This window comes from Chromobacterium sp. Rain0013, from assembly GCF_015291765.1.
In the GTDB taxonomy this organism is placed as follows: domain Bacteria; phylum Pseudomonadota; class Gammaproteobacteria; order Burkholderiales; family Chromobacteriaceae; genus Chromobacterium; species Chromobacterium haemolyticum.
Map to the genome: position 1 here is coordinate 88302 of NZ_CP031514.1, position 15174 is coordinate 103475.

Annotated in this window: 27 protein-coding genes; 3 read left to right on the plus strand and 24 right to left on the minus strand. The window is 57.0% G+C overall.

The window, feature by feature from the left end; all coding sequences use genetic code 11:
* The first annotated feature begins 22 nt into the window (after positions 1 to 22).
* Genes DXT74_RS00420 through DXT74_RS00430 form a run of 3 tightly spaced genes read left to right on the plus strand, consistent with a single transcriptional unit; the run spans position 23 to position 3192 of the window.
* Positions 23 to 1396, plus strand: a complete 1374-nt coding sequence (locus DXT74_RS00420) for a PLP-dependent aminotransferase family protein (RefSeq protein ID WP_194427082.1) — start codon at positions 23 to 25, stop codon at positions 1394 to 1396.
* A gap of 35 nt (positions 1397 to 1431) precedes the next feature.
* Positions 1432 to 2229: an MOSC domain-containing protein gene (locus DXT74_RS00425; protein WP_194427083.1), complete on the plus strand. Its 798-nt coding sequence runs from the start codon at positions 1432 to 1434 to the stop codon at positions 2227 to 2229.
* A 51-nt stretch (positions 2230 to 2280) separates the two neighbouring features.
* Complete coding sequence (locus DXT74_RS00430; protein ID WP_194427084.1) at positions 2281 to 3192, plus strand: glutaminase; 912 nt, start codon at positions 2281 to 2283, stop codon at positions 3190 to 3192.
* A gap of 112 nt (positions 3193 to 3304) precedes the next feature.
* Here the strand turns inward: DXT74_RS00430 and rplQ are convergent, their stop codons facing one another.
* The 24 genes from rplQ to rplB all read right to left on the minus strand — a co-directional run bounded on the left by rplQ (position 3305) and on the right by rplB (position 15169).
* Positions 3305 to 3700: a 50S ribosomal protein L17 gene (rplQ, locus tag DXT74_RS00435; RefSeq protein ID WP_019102992.1), complete on the minus strand. Its 396-nt coding sequence runs from the start codon at positions 3698 to 3700 to the stop codon at positions 3305 to 3307.
* A 25-nt stretch (positions 3701 to 3725) separates the two neighbouring features.
* Positions 3726 to 4709: a DNA-directed RNA polymerase subunit alpha gene (rpoA, locus tag DXT74_RS00440; protein ID WP_039755788.1), complete on the minus strand. Its 984-nt coding sequence runs from the start codon at positions 4707 to 4709 to the stop codon at positions 3726 to 3728.
* A 23-nt stretch (positions 4710 to 4732) separates the two neighbouring features.
* Positions 4733 to 5353, minus strand: coding sequence for a 30S ribosomal protein S4 (rpsD, locus tag DXT74_RS00445; RefSeq protein WP_043594097.1), 621 nt, complete (start codon positions 5351 to 5353; stop codon positions 4733 to 4735).
* Between the two features lie 18 nt (positions 5354 to 5371).
* Positions 5372 to 5767: a 30S ribosomal protein S11 gene (gene rpsK, locus DXT74_RS00450; RefSeq protein WP_008955659.1), complete on the minus strand. Its 396-nt coding sequence runs from the start codon at positions 5765 to 5767 to the stop codon at positions 5372 to 5374.
* Positions 5768 to 5786: 19 nt separating this feature from the next.
* Positions 5787 to 6149 carry a 30S ribosomal protein S13 gene (rpsM, locus tag DXT74_RS00455; protein ID WP_019102771.1) on the minus strand — a complete coding sequence of 121 codons (363 nt, stop codon included), beginning with the start codon at positions 6147 to 6149 and terminating at the stop codon, positions 5787 to 5789.
* Between the two features lie 70 nt (positions 6150 to 6219).
* Entirely contained in the window at positions 6220 to 6333 is a 114-nt protein-coding gene (gene rpmJ, locus DXT74_RS00460) for a 50S ribosomal protein L36 (RefSeq protein WP_011137711.1), read from the minus strand.
* 261 nt (positions 6334 to 6594) lie between these two features.
* Complete coding sequence (gene secY, locus DXT74_RS00465; RefSeq protein WP_039755684.1) at positions 6595 to 7914, minus strand: preprotein translocase subunit SecY; 1320 nt, start codon at positions 7912 to 7914, stop codon at positions 6595 to 6597.
* Positions 7915 to 7925: 11 nt separating this feature from the next.
* Positions 7926 to 8357 (minus strand): 50S ribosomal protein L15, encoded by a 432-nt coding sequence (rplO, locus tag DXT74_RS00470; protein ID WP_043636363.1) that lies wholly within the window; start codon positions 8355 to 8357, stop codon positions 7926 to 7928.
* Positions 8358 to 8360: 3 nt separating this feature from the next.
* Complete coding sequence (gene rpmD / locus DXT74_RS00475; protein ID WP_011137715.1) at positions 8361 to 8546, minus strand: 50S ribosomal protein L30; 186 nt, start codon at positions 8544 to 8546, stop codon at positions 8361 to 8363.
* On the minus strand, positions 8539 to 9057 hold the full coding sequence (gene rpsE / locus DXT74_RS00480) for a 30S ribosomal protein S5 (protein WP_043594101.1): 519 nt from the start codon (positions 9055 to 9057) through the stop codon (positions 8539 to 8541). The genes rpmD and rpsE overlap by 8 nt, the downstream gene beginning before the upstream one ends.
* Before the next feature lie 13 nt (positions 9058 to 9070).
* Positions 9071 to 9424: a 50S ribosomal protein L18 gene (rplR, locus tag DXT74_RS00485; RefSeq protein WP_019104497.1), complete on the minus strand. Its 354-nt coding sequence runs from the start codon at positions 9422 to 9424 to the stop codon at positions 9071 to 9073.
* Between the two features lie 13 nt (positions 9425 to 9437).
* Positions 9438 to 9971, minus strand: a complete 534-nt coding sequence (gene rplF / locus DXT74_RS00490) for a 50S ribosomal protein L6 (protein WP_019104496.1) — start codon at positions 9969 to 9971, stop codon at positions 9438 to 9440.
* Positions 9972 to 9980: 9 nt separating this feature from the next.
* Positions 9981 to 10376, minus strand: a complete 396-nt coding sequence (gene rpsH, locus DXT74_RS00495) for a 30S ribosomal protein S8 (RefSeq protein WP_019104495.1) — start codon at positions 10374 to 10376, stop codon at positions 9981 to 9983.
* Positions 10377 to 10390: 14 nt separating this feature from the next.
* Positions 10391 to 10696: a 30S ribosomal protein S14 gene (gene rpsN, locus DXT74_RS00500; protein ID WP_081546296.1), complete on the minus strand. Its 306-nt coding sequence runs from the start codon at positions 10694 to 10696 to the stop codon at positions 10391 to 10393.
* Between the two features lie 4 nt (positions 10697 to 10700).
* Positions 10701 to 11240 carry a 50S ribosomal protein L5 gene (gene rplE / locus DXT74_RS00505; RefSeq protein ID WP_019104493.1) on the minus strand — a complete coding sequence of 180 codons (540 nt, stop codon included), beginning with the start codon at positions 11238 to 11240 and terminating at the stop codon, positions 10701 to 10703.
* Positions 11241 to 11250: 10 nt separating this feature from the next.
* Positions 11251 to 11565, minus strand: coding sequence for a 50S ribosomal protein L24 (gene rplX / locus DXT74_RS00510; protein ID WP_019104492.1), 315 nt, complete (start codon positions 11563 to 11565; stop codon positions 11251 to 11253).
* Positions 11566 to 11574: 9 nt separating this feature from the next.
* Positions 11575 to 11943: a 50S ribosomal protein L14 gene (gene rplN / locus DXT74_RS00515; RefSeq protein ID WP_019104491.1), complete on the minus strand. Its 369-nt coding sequence runs from the start codon at positions 11941 to 11943 to the stop codon at positions 11575 to 11577.
* 203 nt (positions 11944 to 12146) lie between these two features.
* The gene (gene rpsQ, locus DXT74_RS00520; RefSeq protein WP_043594104.1) at positions 12147 to 12410 is read right to left on the minus strand and encodes a 30S ribosomal protein S17; all 264 of its coding nucleotides are present in this window, start codon (positions 12408 to 12410) and stop codon (positions 12147 to 12149) included.
* Between the two features lies 1 nt (position 12411).
* A complete protein-coding gene (gene rpmC / locus DXT74_RS00525; RefSeq protein WP_011137725.1) occupies positions 12412 to 12600 on the minus strand; it encodes a 50S ribosomal protein L29 in 189 nt (62 codons plus the stop codon).
* Positions 12600 to 13016 carry a 50S ribosomal protein L16 gene (gene rplP / locus DXT74_RS00530; protein WP_019101458.1) on the minus strand — a complete coding sequence of 139 codons (417 nt, stop codon included), beginning with the start codon at positions 13014 to 13016 and terminating at the stop codon, positions 12600 to 12602. The genes rpmC and rplP overlap by 1 nt, the downstream gene beginning before the upstream one ends.
* A complete protein-coding gene (rpsC, locus tag DXT74_RS00535; protein WP_043594108.1) occupies positions 13000 to 13701 on the minus strand; it encodes a 30S ribosomal protein S3 in 702 nt (233 codons plus the stop codon). Before rpsC ends, rplP begins: the two co-directional genes overlap by 17 nt.
* A gap of 10 nt (positions 13702 to 13711) precedes the next feature.
* Positions 13712 to 14041, minus strand: coding sequence for a 50S ribosomal protein L22 (rplV, locus tag DXT74_RS00540; RefSeq protein WP_019099946.1), 330 nt, complete (start codon positions 14039 to 14041; stop codon positions 13712 to 13714).
* A 9-nt stretch (positions 14042 to 14050) separates the two neighbouring features.
* Positions 14051 to 14329 carry a 30S ribosomal protein S19 gene (rpsS, locus tag DXT74_RS00545; RefSeq protein ID WP_019099947.1) on the minus strand — a complete coding sequence of 93 codons (279 nt, stop codon included), beginning with the start codon at positions 14327 to 14329 and terminating at the stop codon, positions 14051 to 14053.
* A gap of 6 nt (positions 14330 to 14335) precedes the next feature.
* Positions 14336 to 15169, minus strand: coding sequence for a 50S ribosomal protein L2 (rplB, locus tag DXT74_RS00550; RefSeq protein ID WP_043594111.1), 834 nt, complete (start codon positions 15167 to 15169; stop codon positions 14336 to 14338).
* Positions 15170 to 15174 lie beyond the last annotated feature (5 nt).

Sequence of the window (15174 nt, forward strand, 5' to 3'; positions counted from 1 at the left end):
GACTAGCCTGAATCTTATGCCCATGGATGGCATTACATTGGTTGAAAACATCGTCAATTCAGCTATTTCAGCCATCCAATGCGGCCAGTGGCGCAAAGGCGCAAAAATCCCATCTATTCGTAGAATGGCCGGGGAGCTGGGCGTCAGTCCTTTCACCGTGGTTGAGGCCTACGATAGGCTGGTGACTCTGGGCTACCTGGCCGCGCGGCCAGGCTCGGGCTTTTACGTGGAGGCTAGACGGGAAAGCCGGCCGCCCGATCTGCCGGCAGCCCCTCGCGTCTGGCCGGTGGACGAATACTGGCTGCTGCGCAAGATTTACCAGCAGGACGCCAATACCCTGTTCGCCGGCTGCGGCTGGCTGCCTTCCCACTGGTATGACGCCGAAGCTCAGCAAAAAGCACTGCGGCAGCTGGCTCGCGACGCCGTCGCCGCTCCCGGCTATGGCGACCCAAAAGGCTTTCTACCCCTGCGCGAGCATTTGGCCGACCGCTTGGCCGAACGGGGCATCCAGGCTCGCGCCGACGACATCGCGCTGACTCAGGGCGCCAGCCGTGCGCTGGACATGGCGGCCTGCGCGCTGCTGCAAGCCGGAGACACCGTGCTGGTGGACGATCCCGGCTATTGCAACCTGCTGTCCTGCCTGGCGTTTCGCGAGTTCAAACTGGTGCCCGTGCCTTGGACCGAACATGGCCCCGATCTCGAGCAGTTGCGCGCGCTGCTGCTCCAGCATCGGCCGCGGGCCTTCTTCACCAACCCCTGGCTGCAAAACCCCACCGGCGCCAGCTATTCGCCGTCCGTCGCTCACCAGGTGCTGCGGCTGGCAGAGGAGTACGACTTCCTCATCGTGGAAGACAATGTTTCCGCGGACTTCGCCGGAGACCGCCAACCCGCGCTGGCGGCGCTGGACGGCCTCAAGCGCGTGCTCTACATCGATAGTTTCTCCAAGTCGCTGTCGCCGGGCCTGCGCGTGGGCTATCTATGCGGCCCGACCGAACTGCTTGAGCGCATCGTCCATTACAAGATGATGTCCGGGCTGACCTCGCCGGAGCTGAACGAAAGGCTGGCGCTGGAACTGGTGTCAGAGGGCCGCTACCGCCGTCAGCTGGAGCGGCTGCGCGCACGGTTGGCCGAAGCCCAAGCGCAATGCCAGCAACTCTTTCTCGAACACGGCTGGCAGTTATTCGCGCGGCCGTCCAACGGCCTGTTCCTGCTGGCGCGGCCACCCGGCGAACTGGACGCTAGACAGCTGGCCGAACAGGCGCAGCAACACAAGATCCTCCTCGCGCCCGGCCATCTATTCCGCGCCTACGGCATGCCCTCCGACTGGCTGCGCTTCAATGTCGCCTTCAGCCAGGACCGTCGGCTGTGGGATTTTCTGAGTTGCCCGCCACAGTGATAACATGCGGTAACCACAGCCTAGCGGAGCCCTTCATGCAACTTGTCGAAATGTTCGTCCATCCGTTGAAATCCTGTCGCGGCCTTTCCTACAGCCGCGCCTTCGCCGGCAAGCAGGGCCTGCTGCATGACCGCGAGTGGCTGCTGGCGGGCGAGAACGGCCGCTTCTTCACCGCCCGCTCCCACCCGCAGCTAGTGCGCGTGGAGGTGGACCTGATTCCCGGCGGCGCGCTGTTCAAATTTCCAGGCAAGGCACCGGTGCTGGCAATGAGCACTCAATACCAGCAAGAAGCGCCGGCCACAGTATGGAAGGACAACTTCGCCGCCTATCACGGCGACGCCGCGGTCGATCATTGGTTCAGCGAGGTACTGGACGAACCCTGCCAGCTGCTATGGCTAGGCATGCATTCCAATCGCCGGCTGAAGGACAGCGAACACGCGATGTCCTTCGCCGACGGCTATCCTTATTTACTAGTGAATCAGGCATCACTGGATGCGCTGAACGATGAGCTGGATCAGCCGGTTACTCTGCGGCATTTCCGCCCCAATCTGGTAGTCAATGGCGATTACGCCTGGGAAGAGGACGATTGGAAAGTCGTGCAGATAGGCGATGTGGTGTTCGATGTCGCCAAGCCCTGCACTCGCTGCGTGCTGACCACCGTAGACCCGGATACCGGCATCAAGTCGCCGGAGCAGCAGCCTTTGCGCACGCTGGTCAGCATCCGCACCTTGCCGGAAGGCGTCTGCTTCGGCCTCAACTTGGTGCCTCGCAATGAAGGCCTGCTGGAATTGGGCGCTGAATTCAGCGTGCTGGAAACCCGCTACGCGTTTTGATTTTCCAACGCCGGCCCCCGGCGTTTTGACTGATTTATGCTGAATAGATTAATGAATCTGCAAGACTTACTCGATCAAATCCACGACGAAGTTGTCGCCTACTACGGCCAAGGCCGCGTCGCAGACTACATCCCGGCGCTGGCCGAAGTGCCGCCACGCCAATTCGGCATGGCCATCACCACCTTGGACGGCCGCCATTTCCGCTGCGGCGACGCCGCCGTCCCCTTTTCCATCCAAAGCATTTCCAAAGCCTTCATGCTGGCGCTCACGCTGGAGGCCGACGGAGACTCCTTATGGAGCCATGTAGGCAAAGAACCGTCCGGCAACCCGTTCAATTCGCTGGTGCAGCTGGAATACGAGGACGGCGTTCCTCGCAATCCCTTCATCAATGCAGGCGCGCTGGTGGTCACAGACCGCGCCATCAGCCATTTTGAAGACGCCCACGGCGCCTTGCTGACCCGCTTGCGCCAAGAGTCGGGCAACGCCACGCTATGCGGCAATGCCCGCGTTGCCGAATCCGAGCGCGCCCACGGTCATCGAAACGCAGCGCTGGCGCACTTCATGAAAAGCTACGACAACCTCGACAACGAGGTGGAGACCGTACTGCAGCAGTATTTCAACAGCTGCAGCATCACGATGAACTGTGTGGAGCTGGCCAATGCAGGCTTATTCCTCGCCAACCACGGCATCACCCGCGACGGCTTGCAATCGCTAAGCCGCAGCCAGGCCAAGCAAATCAACGCGGTGATGCTGACCTGCGGCACTTACGACGCCGCCGGCGAGTTCGCCTACCGCGTCGGCCTGCCAGTGAAAAGCGGCGTTGGCGGCGGCATGCTGGCCATCATACCCGGCAAAATGAGCATCGCCGTGTGGAGCCCGGAACTGGATAGCAAGGGCAATTCGGTGCTGGGCCTGGAAGCGTTGGATCGCTTCACCACACGCACAGGCCTCTCGATTTTTTAAGCCATCCCGCCAGCTGGCGCCGGATAAGAAAAAACCCGCTCAAGGGCGGGTTTTCTTTTCCGGCAATGAAAAAAGCCAGGCTTGCGCCTGGCTTTTTTCTCAACTTCGTCGATTACTCGGCGGAGTTGTCTTCAACCGCTACGGCATCTTCCGCACGGTCCACCAGCTCTACCAGAGCCATCGGGGCGTTGTCGCCCTTGCGGAAACCGTACTTCAGGATACGCACATAACCACCATTGCGGGCGGAGAAGCGCGGGCCGAGAACGTCGAAGAGTTTAACCACGATATCGCGGTCACGAGTGCGGTCAAACGCCAGACGACGGTTGGCGAGAGACGGCTTTTTGCCGAGCGTAATCAACGGCTCGGCCACACGACGCAGTTCCTTGGCTTTCGGCAGCGTGGTCACGATAACTTCGTGCTTCAGCAGCGAATTCGCCATGTTGCGCAGCATCGCCAGACGATGGCTGGTCGTGCGGTTCAGTTTACGATTACTGTAACGATGACGCATTGTTAATGTCCTTTTATCTCAAACCTTACGGCTTTTCGAGGCCAGCAGGCGGCCAGTTCTCGAGTTTCATCCCGAGAGTCAGGCCTTTGGAAGCGAGAACTTCCTTGATCTCGTTCAGCGACTTGCGGCCGAGGTTCGGAGTCTTCAGAAGCTCGGTTTCAGTACGCTGGATCAGATCGCCGATGTAATAAATGTTCTCAGCTTTCAGGCAGTTGGCCGAACGAACCGTCAGTTCAAGATCGTCTACCGGACGCAGCAGGATCGGATCGATCGGCGGCGCCTTTTCAACGACTTCTTCAACCGCTGTGCCTTGGAGATCGGCAAAGATCGACAGCTGATCCATCAGAATACGGGCAGCGTTGCGCACTGCCTGTTCCGGCTCGATCACGCCGTTGGTCTCGATATCGAGAACCAGGCGGTCGAGGTCGGTACGCTGCTCAACACGGGCGCTTTCCACAGCGAAGCTCACGCGGCGAACCGGCGAGAAGGAAGCATCCAGTTGAATGGTACCGATGGAACGGTTGTCTTCATGATTGGATCGAACCGACACCGGCTGATAGCCGCGGCCTTTTTCGATCTTGATCTCCATGTCGATCTTACCGCCAGAAGAGATGTGACAAATCACGTGGTCCGGATTGATCACTTCCACATCGTGCGGCAGTTCGATATCGCCAGCCAAGACAGCGCCTTCGCCGTCCTTTTTCAAGGACAACACAACACTGTCACGACCATGCAGCTTAAGCACTACGCCCTTGAGGTTGAGGAGGATGTCTACGACATCCTCGCGCACGCCATCAAGTGCGGAATACTCATGCAAAACGCCAGCGATAGTCACTTCGGTCGGAGCATAGCCCGGCATCGACGACAGCAGAATCCGGCGCAGCGAATTACCCAGAGTATGAGCGTAGCCGCGCTCGAACGGCTCCATCGACACACGAGCGTGAGTGGCGGAAACCGGCTGAACGTCGATAAGACGAGGTTTCAGAAATTCCGAAGCGCTGTTTTGCATAGTCATTCCCTAAGAGCTAGCGATTACTTGGAGTAGAATTCCACAACGAGTTGTTCGTTGATATCGCTAGACAGTTCGGAACGTTCCGGAGCGGATTTGAAAGTGCCTTCCATTTTCTTGGAGTCAACCAGAACCCAAGACGGGAAGCCACCCTGCTCGGCCAGAGCCAGACCTTCTACGATACGGGCCTGTTTCTTGGCTTTTTCACGGACGGACACTACGTCACCGGCTTTAACCTGGTAGGACGGAATGTTCACAACCTGGCCGTTCACAACGATAGCCTTGTGGCTAACCAGCTGGCGCGCTTCGGCGCGAGTGGAGCCAAAGCCCATGCGATATACAACGTTATCCAGGCGGGCCTCGAGCAGCTTCAGCAGGTTTTCACCCGTGGAGCCTTTGCGACGCACAGCTTCCGCAAAGTAATTGCGGAACTGACGCTCGAGTACACCGTAAATACGACGGATTTTCTGCTTTTCACGCAGTTGCACACCGTAGTCAGACAGGCGGCTCTTACGAGCGCCATGCTGGCCCGGAGGGCTATCCAGTTTGCACTTGGAATCCAGTGCACGACGCGCGCTCTTCAGGAAAAGGTCGGTGCCTTCACGACGAGCGAGCTTACACTTAGGGCCGATATAACGTGCCATGTTCTCACACTCTCCGAATTAGATACGACGTTTTTTGGGCGGACGGCAACCGTTGTGCGGTACCGGCGTCACGTCGGAGATGCTGGTGATCTTGAAACCCAGCGCGTTGAGTGCGCGAACAGCGGATTCACGACCCGGACCCGGGCCCTTGATACGAACTTCGAGGTTCTTCACACCGTATTCTTGGGCAACTTTACCAGCGTGCTCTGCTGCTACCTGAGCAGCAAAGGGTGTACTCTTGCGCGAGCCCTTGAAACCAGCGCCGCCAGAGGTAGCCCAAGACAATGCATTGCCTTGACGGTCGGTGATCGTGATGATGGTGTTGTTGAACGAAGCGTGCACGTGCACGATGCCTTCGCTAACAGACTTGCGCACTTTCTTGCGTACACGAACTGCTGTGTTTGCTTTAGCCATTATCTGTTGTTCCTATTAATTACTTCTTGCCGGCGATCGCCTTACGCGGCCCCTTGCGGGTGCGAGCGTTAGTGCGAGTGCGCTGACCGCGGCACGGCAGGCCACGACGATGGCGGAAGCCGCGATAGCAGCCCATGTCCATCAGACGCTTGATGCTCATGGTGACTTCGCGACGCAGATCACCTTCAACGGTGAACTTGGCGACTTCGTCACGCAGAGCTTCCATTTCAGCGTCAGTCAGATCCTTCACTTTCGTGGAAGGGTTCACGCTGGCAGCAGCACAAATCTGCTGGGCGCGAGTCTGACCGATGCCGAAAATTGCCTGCAGGCCGATAACGGCATGCGCATGATTGGGGATATTTACCCCTGCAATACGGGCCATACTCTTTCCTTAAGCCTTAAGACCTTGAAAAGTTTGCGATTGTAACACGCAAATCCAGGTCTAACAAATGTTAGCCTTGTTTTTGCTTGTGACGCGGATCCGTGCAAATCACGCGAACTACGCGATTGCGACGAATGATTTTGCAGTTGCGGCAAATCTTCTTTACCGAAGGCTGTACTCGCATGTCAGTTCCTTTCAATCCTCTAAAAGAGCAAGTGCGTTATTTCGCACGGAACACTATCCGGGACTGGCAGGACCGAGGAGAAACCCCTCGCCCCAAACCGCAGTCAGATTGGATGCGAATGCCTATGCAATCGCACCCCGTCTGAAGTGCCCGGTTACCACGTGTCCATTCACAAGCAAAACTCCGAAGCGGACTCCGGAATTTCGCACTGCATCTGGATGGTGTCTTCCTTAGCCAATAACCCAGCGCAAGCTCAAGTTGTCAGCGCGTGAGCGCGTTGCCTTTGAAGTTGGCCTTCTTAAGCAAGCTCTCGTACTGATGCGACAGCACGTAAGACTGTACCTGCGCCATGAAGTCCATGGTTACCACCACAATGATCAGCAGCGATGTGCCGCCGAAGTAGAACGGCACGTTCCACTTCAAGATCAGGAATTCCGGCAACAAGCAGACCAGTGTGATGTAGATCGCACCAATCAGCGTCAGCCGCAGAATGATCTTCTCGATATATCGGGAAGTCTGCTCACCAGGACGAATACCCGGGATGAAGGCGCCGCTCTTCTTCAGGTTGTCAGCCGTTTCCTTCGGGTTGAACACCAACGCCGTGTAGAAATAGCAGAAGAAGACGATGGCCGCCGCATACAGCAGCACGTAGATCGGCTGACCGGGATGCAGTTTGTCTGCGATGCCCTTCAGCCAGCCCATGTGCTCGCCCTGACCAAACCAACCGAGAACGGTGGCCGGGAACAGGATGATGCTGGACGCGAAAATCGGCGGAATCACCCCCGCCATGTTGAGCTTGAGCGGCAAATGCGTGCTCTGGCCCTGCATGACGCGATTGCCCACCTGCCGTTTGGCGTAGTTCACCAGGACTTTGCGTTGGCCGCGCTCGGCGTACACCACCACATAAGTCACCACGATCACTCCGACAAACAACACGACGGCAAACAGGATAGGCAAAGAACCCTGACTGGTTAGAGTCAAGGTCTTGCCGATCGCAGCCGGAACGCCAGCGGCGATACCTGCGCAGATGATCAACGAAATGCCGTTGCCAATCCCGCGCTCGGTGATCTGCTCGCCCAGCCACATGAGGAACATGGTGCCGGTTACCAGCGATACGACTGTCGTCAGGTAGAACTCCCACTGCGGAGTCACCACCAGGTTAGGCTGCTTGTACAGCATCACCGCAATGCCGAAACTTTGGAAAGTCGCGAGCAAAACGGTGGCGTAACGTGTGTACTGGGTTATCTTACGACGTCCCGCATCGCCCTCCTTCTTCAGCTGCTTGAGGCTCGGAAGAACCTCGGAGGCAAGCTGAAGAATGATGGAGGCGGAGATGTACGGCATGATGCCAATGGCAAACACCGTAAACCTCGAGAGGGCGCCGCCCGAAAACATGTTGAACATGTCGAGCAGGCCCGTCTGCGATGAGTGGAACAACTTCGCTAGCTCGGCAGGGTTGATACCCGGAACCGGAATGTGAGCACCGATGCGATAAACGATCAGGGCACCAATCAGGAACCAGATTCGACGCTTGAGATCACCAAACTTATTGGCATTTGCCACTAGAGAAGTATTCGCCACAGATTATTGCCTTATTCTACGCTGCCGCCGGCAGCTTCGATGGCGGCGCGAGCGCCGGCAGTTACGCCAACGCCGCGCAGTTTTACTGCGCGCTCAATCTTGCCGGACAGCACCACCTTGGCGGAATTCGCCTGGATGGAAGCCAGACCAGCTTGCTTGAGAGAGAGCAGGTCGATTTCATCAACCGGCAGCAGGTTCAGTTCGGACAGGCGAATCTCGGCAACCTTGCCTGCGTTCAGCGACTTGAAGCCGCGTTTCGGCAGACGACGTTGCAGCGGCATTTGACCGCCTTCGAAACCAACCTTGTGGAAACCACCTGCACGGCTCTTCTGACCTTTGTGACCGCGGCCACAAGTCTTGCCCAGGCCGCTGCCGATGCCACGGCCTACACGGCGCTTGGCATGCTTGGCGCCGGCACCCGGCTGTACAGTGTTCAGCAGCATCTCTTAGCCCTCGAATTTCAACAAGTAGCTGATCTTGTTGATCATGCCACGGTTTTCAGGGGTATCGAGCACTTCAACAGTCTGGCGAATTTTCTTCAGACCCAGACCACGGGCGCAAGCCTTGTGAGACTCCAGGCGACCGATCAGGCTCTTTACCAGAGTGACCTTTACAGTCTTGGCGTTACTCATGGCTCACCCCCAGGATGTCCTCGACGCTCAGGCCACGCTTGGAGGCGATTTGCGCCGGGGTGTTGATGTTGCTCAGACCATCCAAAGTTGCACGCACCACGTTGTACGGGTTGGTGGAACCATGAATTTTTGCCGAGACGTTATGAACACCCATAGCATCAAAGATAGCGCGCATCGGGCCGCCGGCTTTCACACCGGTACCTTCTTTAGCGGGCTGGATGAATACAGTAGTAGCGCCGTGCTTGCCAACCACAGTGTGGTGGAAAGTGCCGTTTTTCAACGGAACCTTAACCATATTGTGGCGAGCTTGTTCCATTGCCTTTTGTACGGCAACCGGAACTTCCTTGGAACGGCCCTTACCCATGCCGATTCCGCCATCGCCATCACCTACCACGGTCAAGGCGGAGAAAGCCATGATACGGCCGCCTTTAACCACTTTGGTGACGCGGTTGACGCTGATCATTTTCTCGACCAGACCGTCGCCACGATCTTCCGTTTCGTGTTTAGCCATTCTTCACTCCGAATTAGAATACGAGACCGTGTTCGCGAGCGGCGTCAGCCAGCGCTTTCATACGACCGTGGTATTTGAAACCAGAGCGGTCGAAAGCGACTTTCTCGATGCCAGCGGCTTTTGCTTTTTCAGCAATGCGCTTGCCGATCACGGCTGCAGCTGCCACGTTGCCGCCGTTTTTGAGATCAGCGCGTACGTCGGTTTCCAGCGAAGAGGCGCTGGCCAGTACTTTGCTGCCAGTCTCATCAACGATCTGGGCATAAATGTGGCTATTGGTGCGATACACAGTGAGACGCACCATCTTGAGCTCCGCGATCCGGGCACGGGTTTTACGTGCGCGGCGGAGTCGAGCTTGTTTCTTGTCCATATCAGTGCCTCAGTTACTTCTTCTTGGTTTCTTTCAGAACCACAACCTCATCAGCGTAACGAACGCCCTTGCCTTTGTACGGCTCGGGAGCGCGGTAAGCGCGGATTTCGGCAGCCACCTGGCCAACGCGCTGCTTGTCAGCGCCTTTGATCAGGATCTCGGTCTGACTCGGGGTCTCAGCTTTAACGCCTTCAGGCATTTGATGAGCCACCGGGTGGGAGAAACCCAGAGACAGGTTCAGGGTGTCGCCTTGGGCCTGGGCACGATAGCCCACGCCTACCAGCTGCAGCTTCTTCTCGAAGCCTTTGGACACGCCGGTCACCATATTGTTCAGCAGCGCGCGCAGAGTGCCGGACATGGCACGAGCGAACTTGCTGTCGTTCTTAGCGGCGAATGTCAGTTGGCCGTTGTCCAGCTTGACATCTACCTCTTCGCACAGAGCGGTGCTCAGGGAGCCCAGGGCGCCCTTCACAGTCACTTCTGCAGCGCCGAATTTCACTTCGACGCCAGCCGGGATGACTACGGGATTCTTAGCTACGCGAGACATTTGACCCCCTTAAGCCACGACGCACAGCAACTCGCCGCCGATGCCGGCCGCGCGCGCTTTGCGATCAGTCATAACGCCTTTGGAGGTGGACAGGATAGCCACGCCCAAGCCATTCATGACTTTCGGGATTTCGGTGGAGCCCTTGTACACACGCAGGCCAGGACGGGAAACGCGGTCAATGCGCTCGATCACCGGACGGCCAGCATAGTACTTGAGCTGGATATCGAGAACAGGCTTCTTCTCTTCGCCGGCAACGGCGAAGTCTTCGATGTAGCCTTCTTCTTTCAACACCTGCGCCAGCGCAATTTTCAGCTTGGAAGACGGCATGGAAACAGCCACCTTGGAAGCCATTTGGCCGTTGCGGATGCGGGTCAACATATCGGAAATAGGATCGTGCATGCTCATTTATGTGTCTCCTATTACCAGCTGGCCTTCACAACCCCCGGAATCTCGCCCTTCAGAGCGATTTCACGGAGTTTGTTACGACCCAGACCGAATTTGCGGAATACGCCACGCGGACGACCGGTAATGGCGCAGCGACGACGCTGGCGAACCGGGGAAGCATTGCGCGGCAGCTGCTGCAGTTGCAGGCGAGCTGCAAAGCGCTCTTCTTCCGAGAGGCTTTGATTGTTGATAGTCGCGATAAGGGCTTCGCGCTTGGCAGCAAATTTTGCAGCCAGCTTGACACGCTTCTCTTCGCGCTGAATCAGTGCAAGTTTTGCCATGTGCTTAACCCTTGAACGGGAACTTGAACGCGGCCAGCAAAGCGCGGGCCTCTTCGTCAGTCTTCGCGGTGGTGGTAACAGTAATGTTCATACCACGCAGAGCATCGATCTTGTCGTACTCGATTTCCGGGAAGATGATCTGTTCTTTAACGCCCATGTTGTAGTTGCCGCGGCCGTCGAAAGACTTGGCGGAAACACCACGGAAGTCGCGAACGCGCGGCAGCGCGATCGTCACCAGGCGGTCCAGGAACTCGTACATGCGTTCGCGACGCAGAGTTACCTTGCAACCCACCGGGTAGTGATCACGAATCTTGAAGCCTGCGATGGATTTGCGAGCGGTGGTGACAACCGGCTTCTGGCCGGCGATCTTTTCCAGGTCGCCCACGGCGAAATCCATTACCTTTTTATCGGCAACAGCTTCGCCCACACCCATGTTCACAGTGATCTTCTCAATGCGCGGGACTTGCATGATGGACTTGTAGCCGAACTGTTTCATCAGTTCAGGCACTACGGTGTCTTTGTAGAAATCGTAGAGACGTGCCATGTTTTGTTCCTTACGCGCCAATGACTTCGCCGTTGGACTTGAACACGCGTACCTTGCGGCCGTCTTCAAGAATCTTGAAGCCTACGCGGTCAGCCTTTTGGCTTGCCGGATTGAAAATGGCGACGTTCGATGCGTCAACAGGCATGGTCTTTTCAACGATGCCGCCGGCCACGCCACGCACCGGATTCGGCTTCTGGTGTTTCTTGGCGACATTCACGCCTTCAACAACCAGTTTCTCGTCCAGAACGCGCAGAACGGTGCCGCGCTTACCTTTGTCTTTGCCGGTGATTACTACGACTTCATCACCCTTGCGAATTTTGCGCATGCGATCTCCTTACAGTACTTCAGGAGCCAGCGAAACGATCTTCATGAAGCGCTCGGTACGCAGTTCACGCGTAACAGGCCCGAAGATACGAGTGCCGATAGGCTCAAGCTTGTTGTTGAGCAGGACGGCGGCGTTGCCGTCAAACTTGATCAACGAGCCATCCGGACGACGCACGCCTTTGGCAGTGCGAACCACAACCGCGTTGTAAACGTCGCCTTTTTTGACGCGTCCACGCGGTGCAGCATCCTTGATGGTCACCTTGATGATGTCGCCTACGCTTGCATAGCGACGCTTGGAACCGCCCAATACTTTGATGCACATAACGTGACGCGCACCTGTATTGTCAGCGACCTCAAGCATGGTCTGCATTTGGATCATGTGATGATTACCTTTCTAATCCAACTTTATCCGTCACTCTCACCTGCCGGTTTCTCGCATAAGAGCAAGACCAAACAGACGAAACGCCACAGAAACTGTGGCGTATCCAACGGCCAGTTTTGGACCCCGTAAGGGCGGAACTCCTACCCGATAGGGGTAGGAAGATGGCCATTATACAGGGAGCTTTCGCCCCCTGCAAGTCTTTACACCTGGCGGGATTTCTCTACCAGGGCAGTTACCACCCACGTCTTGGTCTTCGAGAGCGGACGGGACTCGCTGATAACAACGATATCGCCGGCCTTGAACTCGTTGTTCTCGTCGTGCGCGTGGAACTTCTTAGAACGACGGATAATCTTGCCGTAGATCGGGTGCTTTACTTTGCGCTCGACCAGTACGGTCACGGTTTTATCCATCTTGTCGCTGACTACGGTACCGGTCAGCGTACGTACCACTTTGGTTTCGCTCATCTTAAACTGCCTTTTCTTTCAGAACGGTGCGCACGCGAGCGATGTCGCGACGTACTTTCTTCAGTTCAGAGGTCTTGGCGAGTTGCTGAGTGGCGTGCTGCATGCGCAGAGCAAACTGGGCCTTCAAGAGGCTAAGCAGTTCCGCCTTCAGCTCGTCAACAGTTTTGGCTTTCAGTTCGGACGCTTTCATTACTGACCTACCTGTCTAGTTACAAACACAGTGGCGATCGGCAACTTGGCTGCGGCCAGACGGAAAGCTTCACGAGCGAGTTCCTCGGAAACACCATCCATTTCGTACAGCATCTTGCCAGGCTGGATTTCGGCCACGTAGTACTCCGGAGAGCCTTTACCCCCGCCCATACGAACTTCAGCAGGCTTGGAAGTAATCGGCTTGTCCGGGAAGATGCGGATCCAGATGCGGCCGCCACGCTTGATGTGACGGGTCATCGCGCGACGCGCAGCTTCGATCTGGCGCGCGGTCAGACGACCACGACCAACCGCCTTCAGACCGAAATCACCAAAGCTCACTTTGTTGCCACGAGTAGCGATACCCGTGTTGCGGCCTTTATGCTGTTTACGGTACTTGAGTCTAGTTGGCTGCAGCATTTCGAGCACCCTTTCTCGATTTCTTCTCGGTCGCTACCGGAGCCGGTTGAACTTGACCCGGCTTGAGCTCGCCCTTGTATACCCATACCTTGATGCCGATGATACCGTAGGTAGTTTTGGCTTCGGAGGTAGCGTAGTCTACGTCTGCGCGCAGGGTATGCAGCGGCACGCGGCCTTCGCGGTACCATTCGCTACGAGCGATGTCGATACCGTTCAGACGGCCGGAGCTCATGATCTTGATGCCTTGAGCGCCCATGCGCATTGCGTTTTGCATAGCGCGCTTCATGGCGCGACGGAACATCACGCGCTTCTCCAGTTGGGAAGCGATGCCGTCGGCGATGATTTGAGCGTCCAGTTCCGGCTTGCGAACTTCTTCGATGTTCACATGCACGGGAACGCCCAGGCGCTTTTGCAGTTCTTGCTTGAGCAGCTCGATGTCCTCGCCTTTTTTACCGATCACAACACCCGGACGGGCGCTGTGAATGGTGATGCGGGCGGACTTAGCCGGGCGCTCGATGGTCACACGGCCAACCGAAGCGTGACCCAGACGCTTTTTCAGGAATTCGCGAACTTCGATATCCTGCTTCAGCATTTCCGGGAAGTTCTGCGAATTCGCGAACCACTTGGAAGACCAGTTTTTGTTAACGGCAAGACGGAATCCCGTCGGATGAATCTTCTGACCCATTTCTTACCCCTTAATTGCCAACGGTCAACGAGATGTGGCAGGTCTGCTTTTCGATGCGATTGCCACGACCCTTAGCACGGGCGGTGAAACGCTTCAGACTAGCGCCTTTGTCAACAAAGATGCCGGTGACACGCAGGGTGTCAATGTCGGCGCCTTCGTTGTGCTCGGCGTTAGCGATGGCAGATTCCAGCACTTTCTTGATGATTACCGCGCCCTTCTTCGGGGAGAAGGCCAAGATATTCAGAGCCTGATCAACGGACTTGCCGCGGATCAGATCGGCCACCAGGCGGCATTTTTGTGCCGACAGGCGAACGCTTTTCAGATTTGCAGATACTCTCATCGCTTCACCTTATCTCTTCTTCGCCTTCTTATCGGCCGCGTGGCCTTTGAAGGTACGAGTCAGCGAGAATTCGCCCAGTTTATGGCCGACCATGTTTTCGGAAACATAAACAGGCACATGGGTGCGACCGTTGTGCACAGCGATGGTCAGACCAATGAAATCCGGCAGGATGGTCGAACGACGAGACCAAGTCTTGATCGGACGCTTGTCGCTGGTTGCCCGCACCGCATCTACTTTTTTCAGCAGATGCAGATCAACGAACGGGCCTTTTTTCTGCGAACGTGCCATTGTCAATTACCCTTTTTTGGAATAGCGACGGCGTACGATCATATTGTCGGTACGCTTGTTGCGACGGGTACGGAAGCCCTTAGCCGGAGTGCCCCACGGGCTAACCGGCACACGGCCTTCGCCAGTACGGCCTTCACCACCACCGTGCGGGTGGTCAACCGGGTTCATGGCAACGCCACGAACGGTCGGACGGATACCGCGCCAGCGAGTAGCGCCAGCCTTGCCCAGCTTGCGCAGGGAGTGCTCTTCGTTACCCACTTCACCAACAGTCGCTCGGCAATCAACGTGCACCAGGCGAATTTCGCCCGAACGCAGACGCAGTTGAGCGTAAGCGCCTTCGCGAGCCAGCAGCATCGCGGATGCGCCAGCGGAACGAACCATCTGAGCGCCCTTGCCAGGCTGCATTTCCACGCAGTGGATAGTGGTACCCACCGGGATGTTGCGGATCGGCAGAGCGTTACCGGCCTTGATCGGGGCTTCCGCGCCGGACAACAGCTCAGCGCCGGCTTTCACACCGCGCGGGGCGATGATGTAGCGACGCTCGCCATCGGCGTAGCACAGGAGAGCGATGTGAGCGGTGCGGTTCGGATCGTATTCGATGCGTTCCACTTTCGCCGGGATGCCATCCTTGTTGCGACGGAAGTCGATGATGCGGTAGTGCTTCTTGTGGCCACCGCCACGATGACGCGTGGTGATGTGACCATTGTGGTTACGGCCACCGGTGGAAGATTTCTTTTCCAACAGGGCGGCGTGCGGAGCACCTTTGTGCAGGTCAGGGTTTACTACCTTGACAACGGCACGGCGGCCCGCGGAAGTCGGTTTTACCTTAACGATAGGCATGCTCT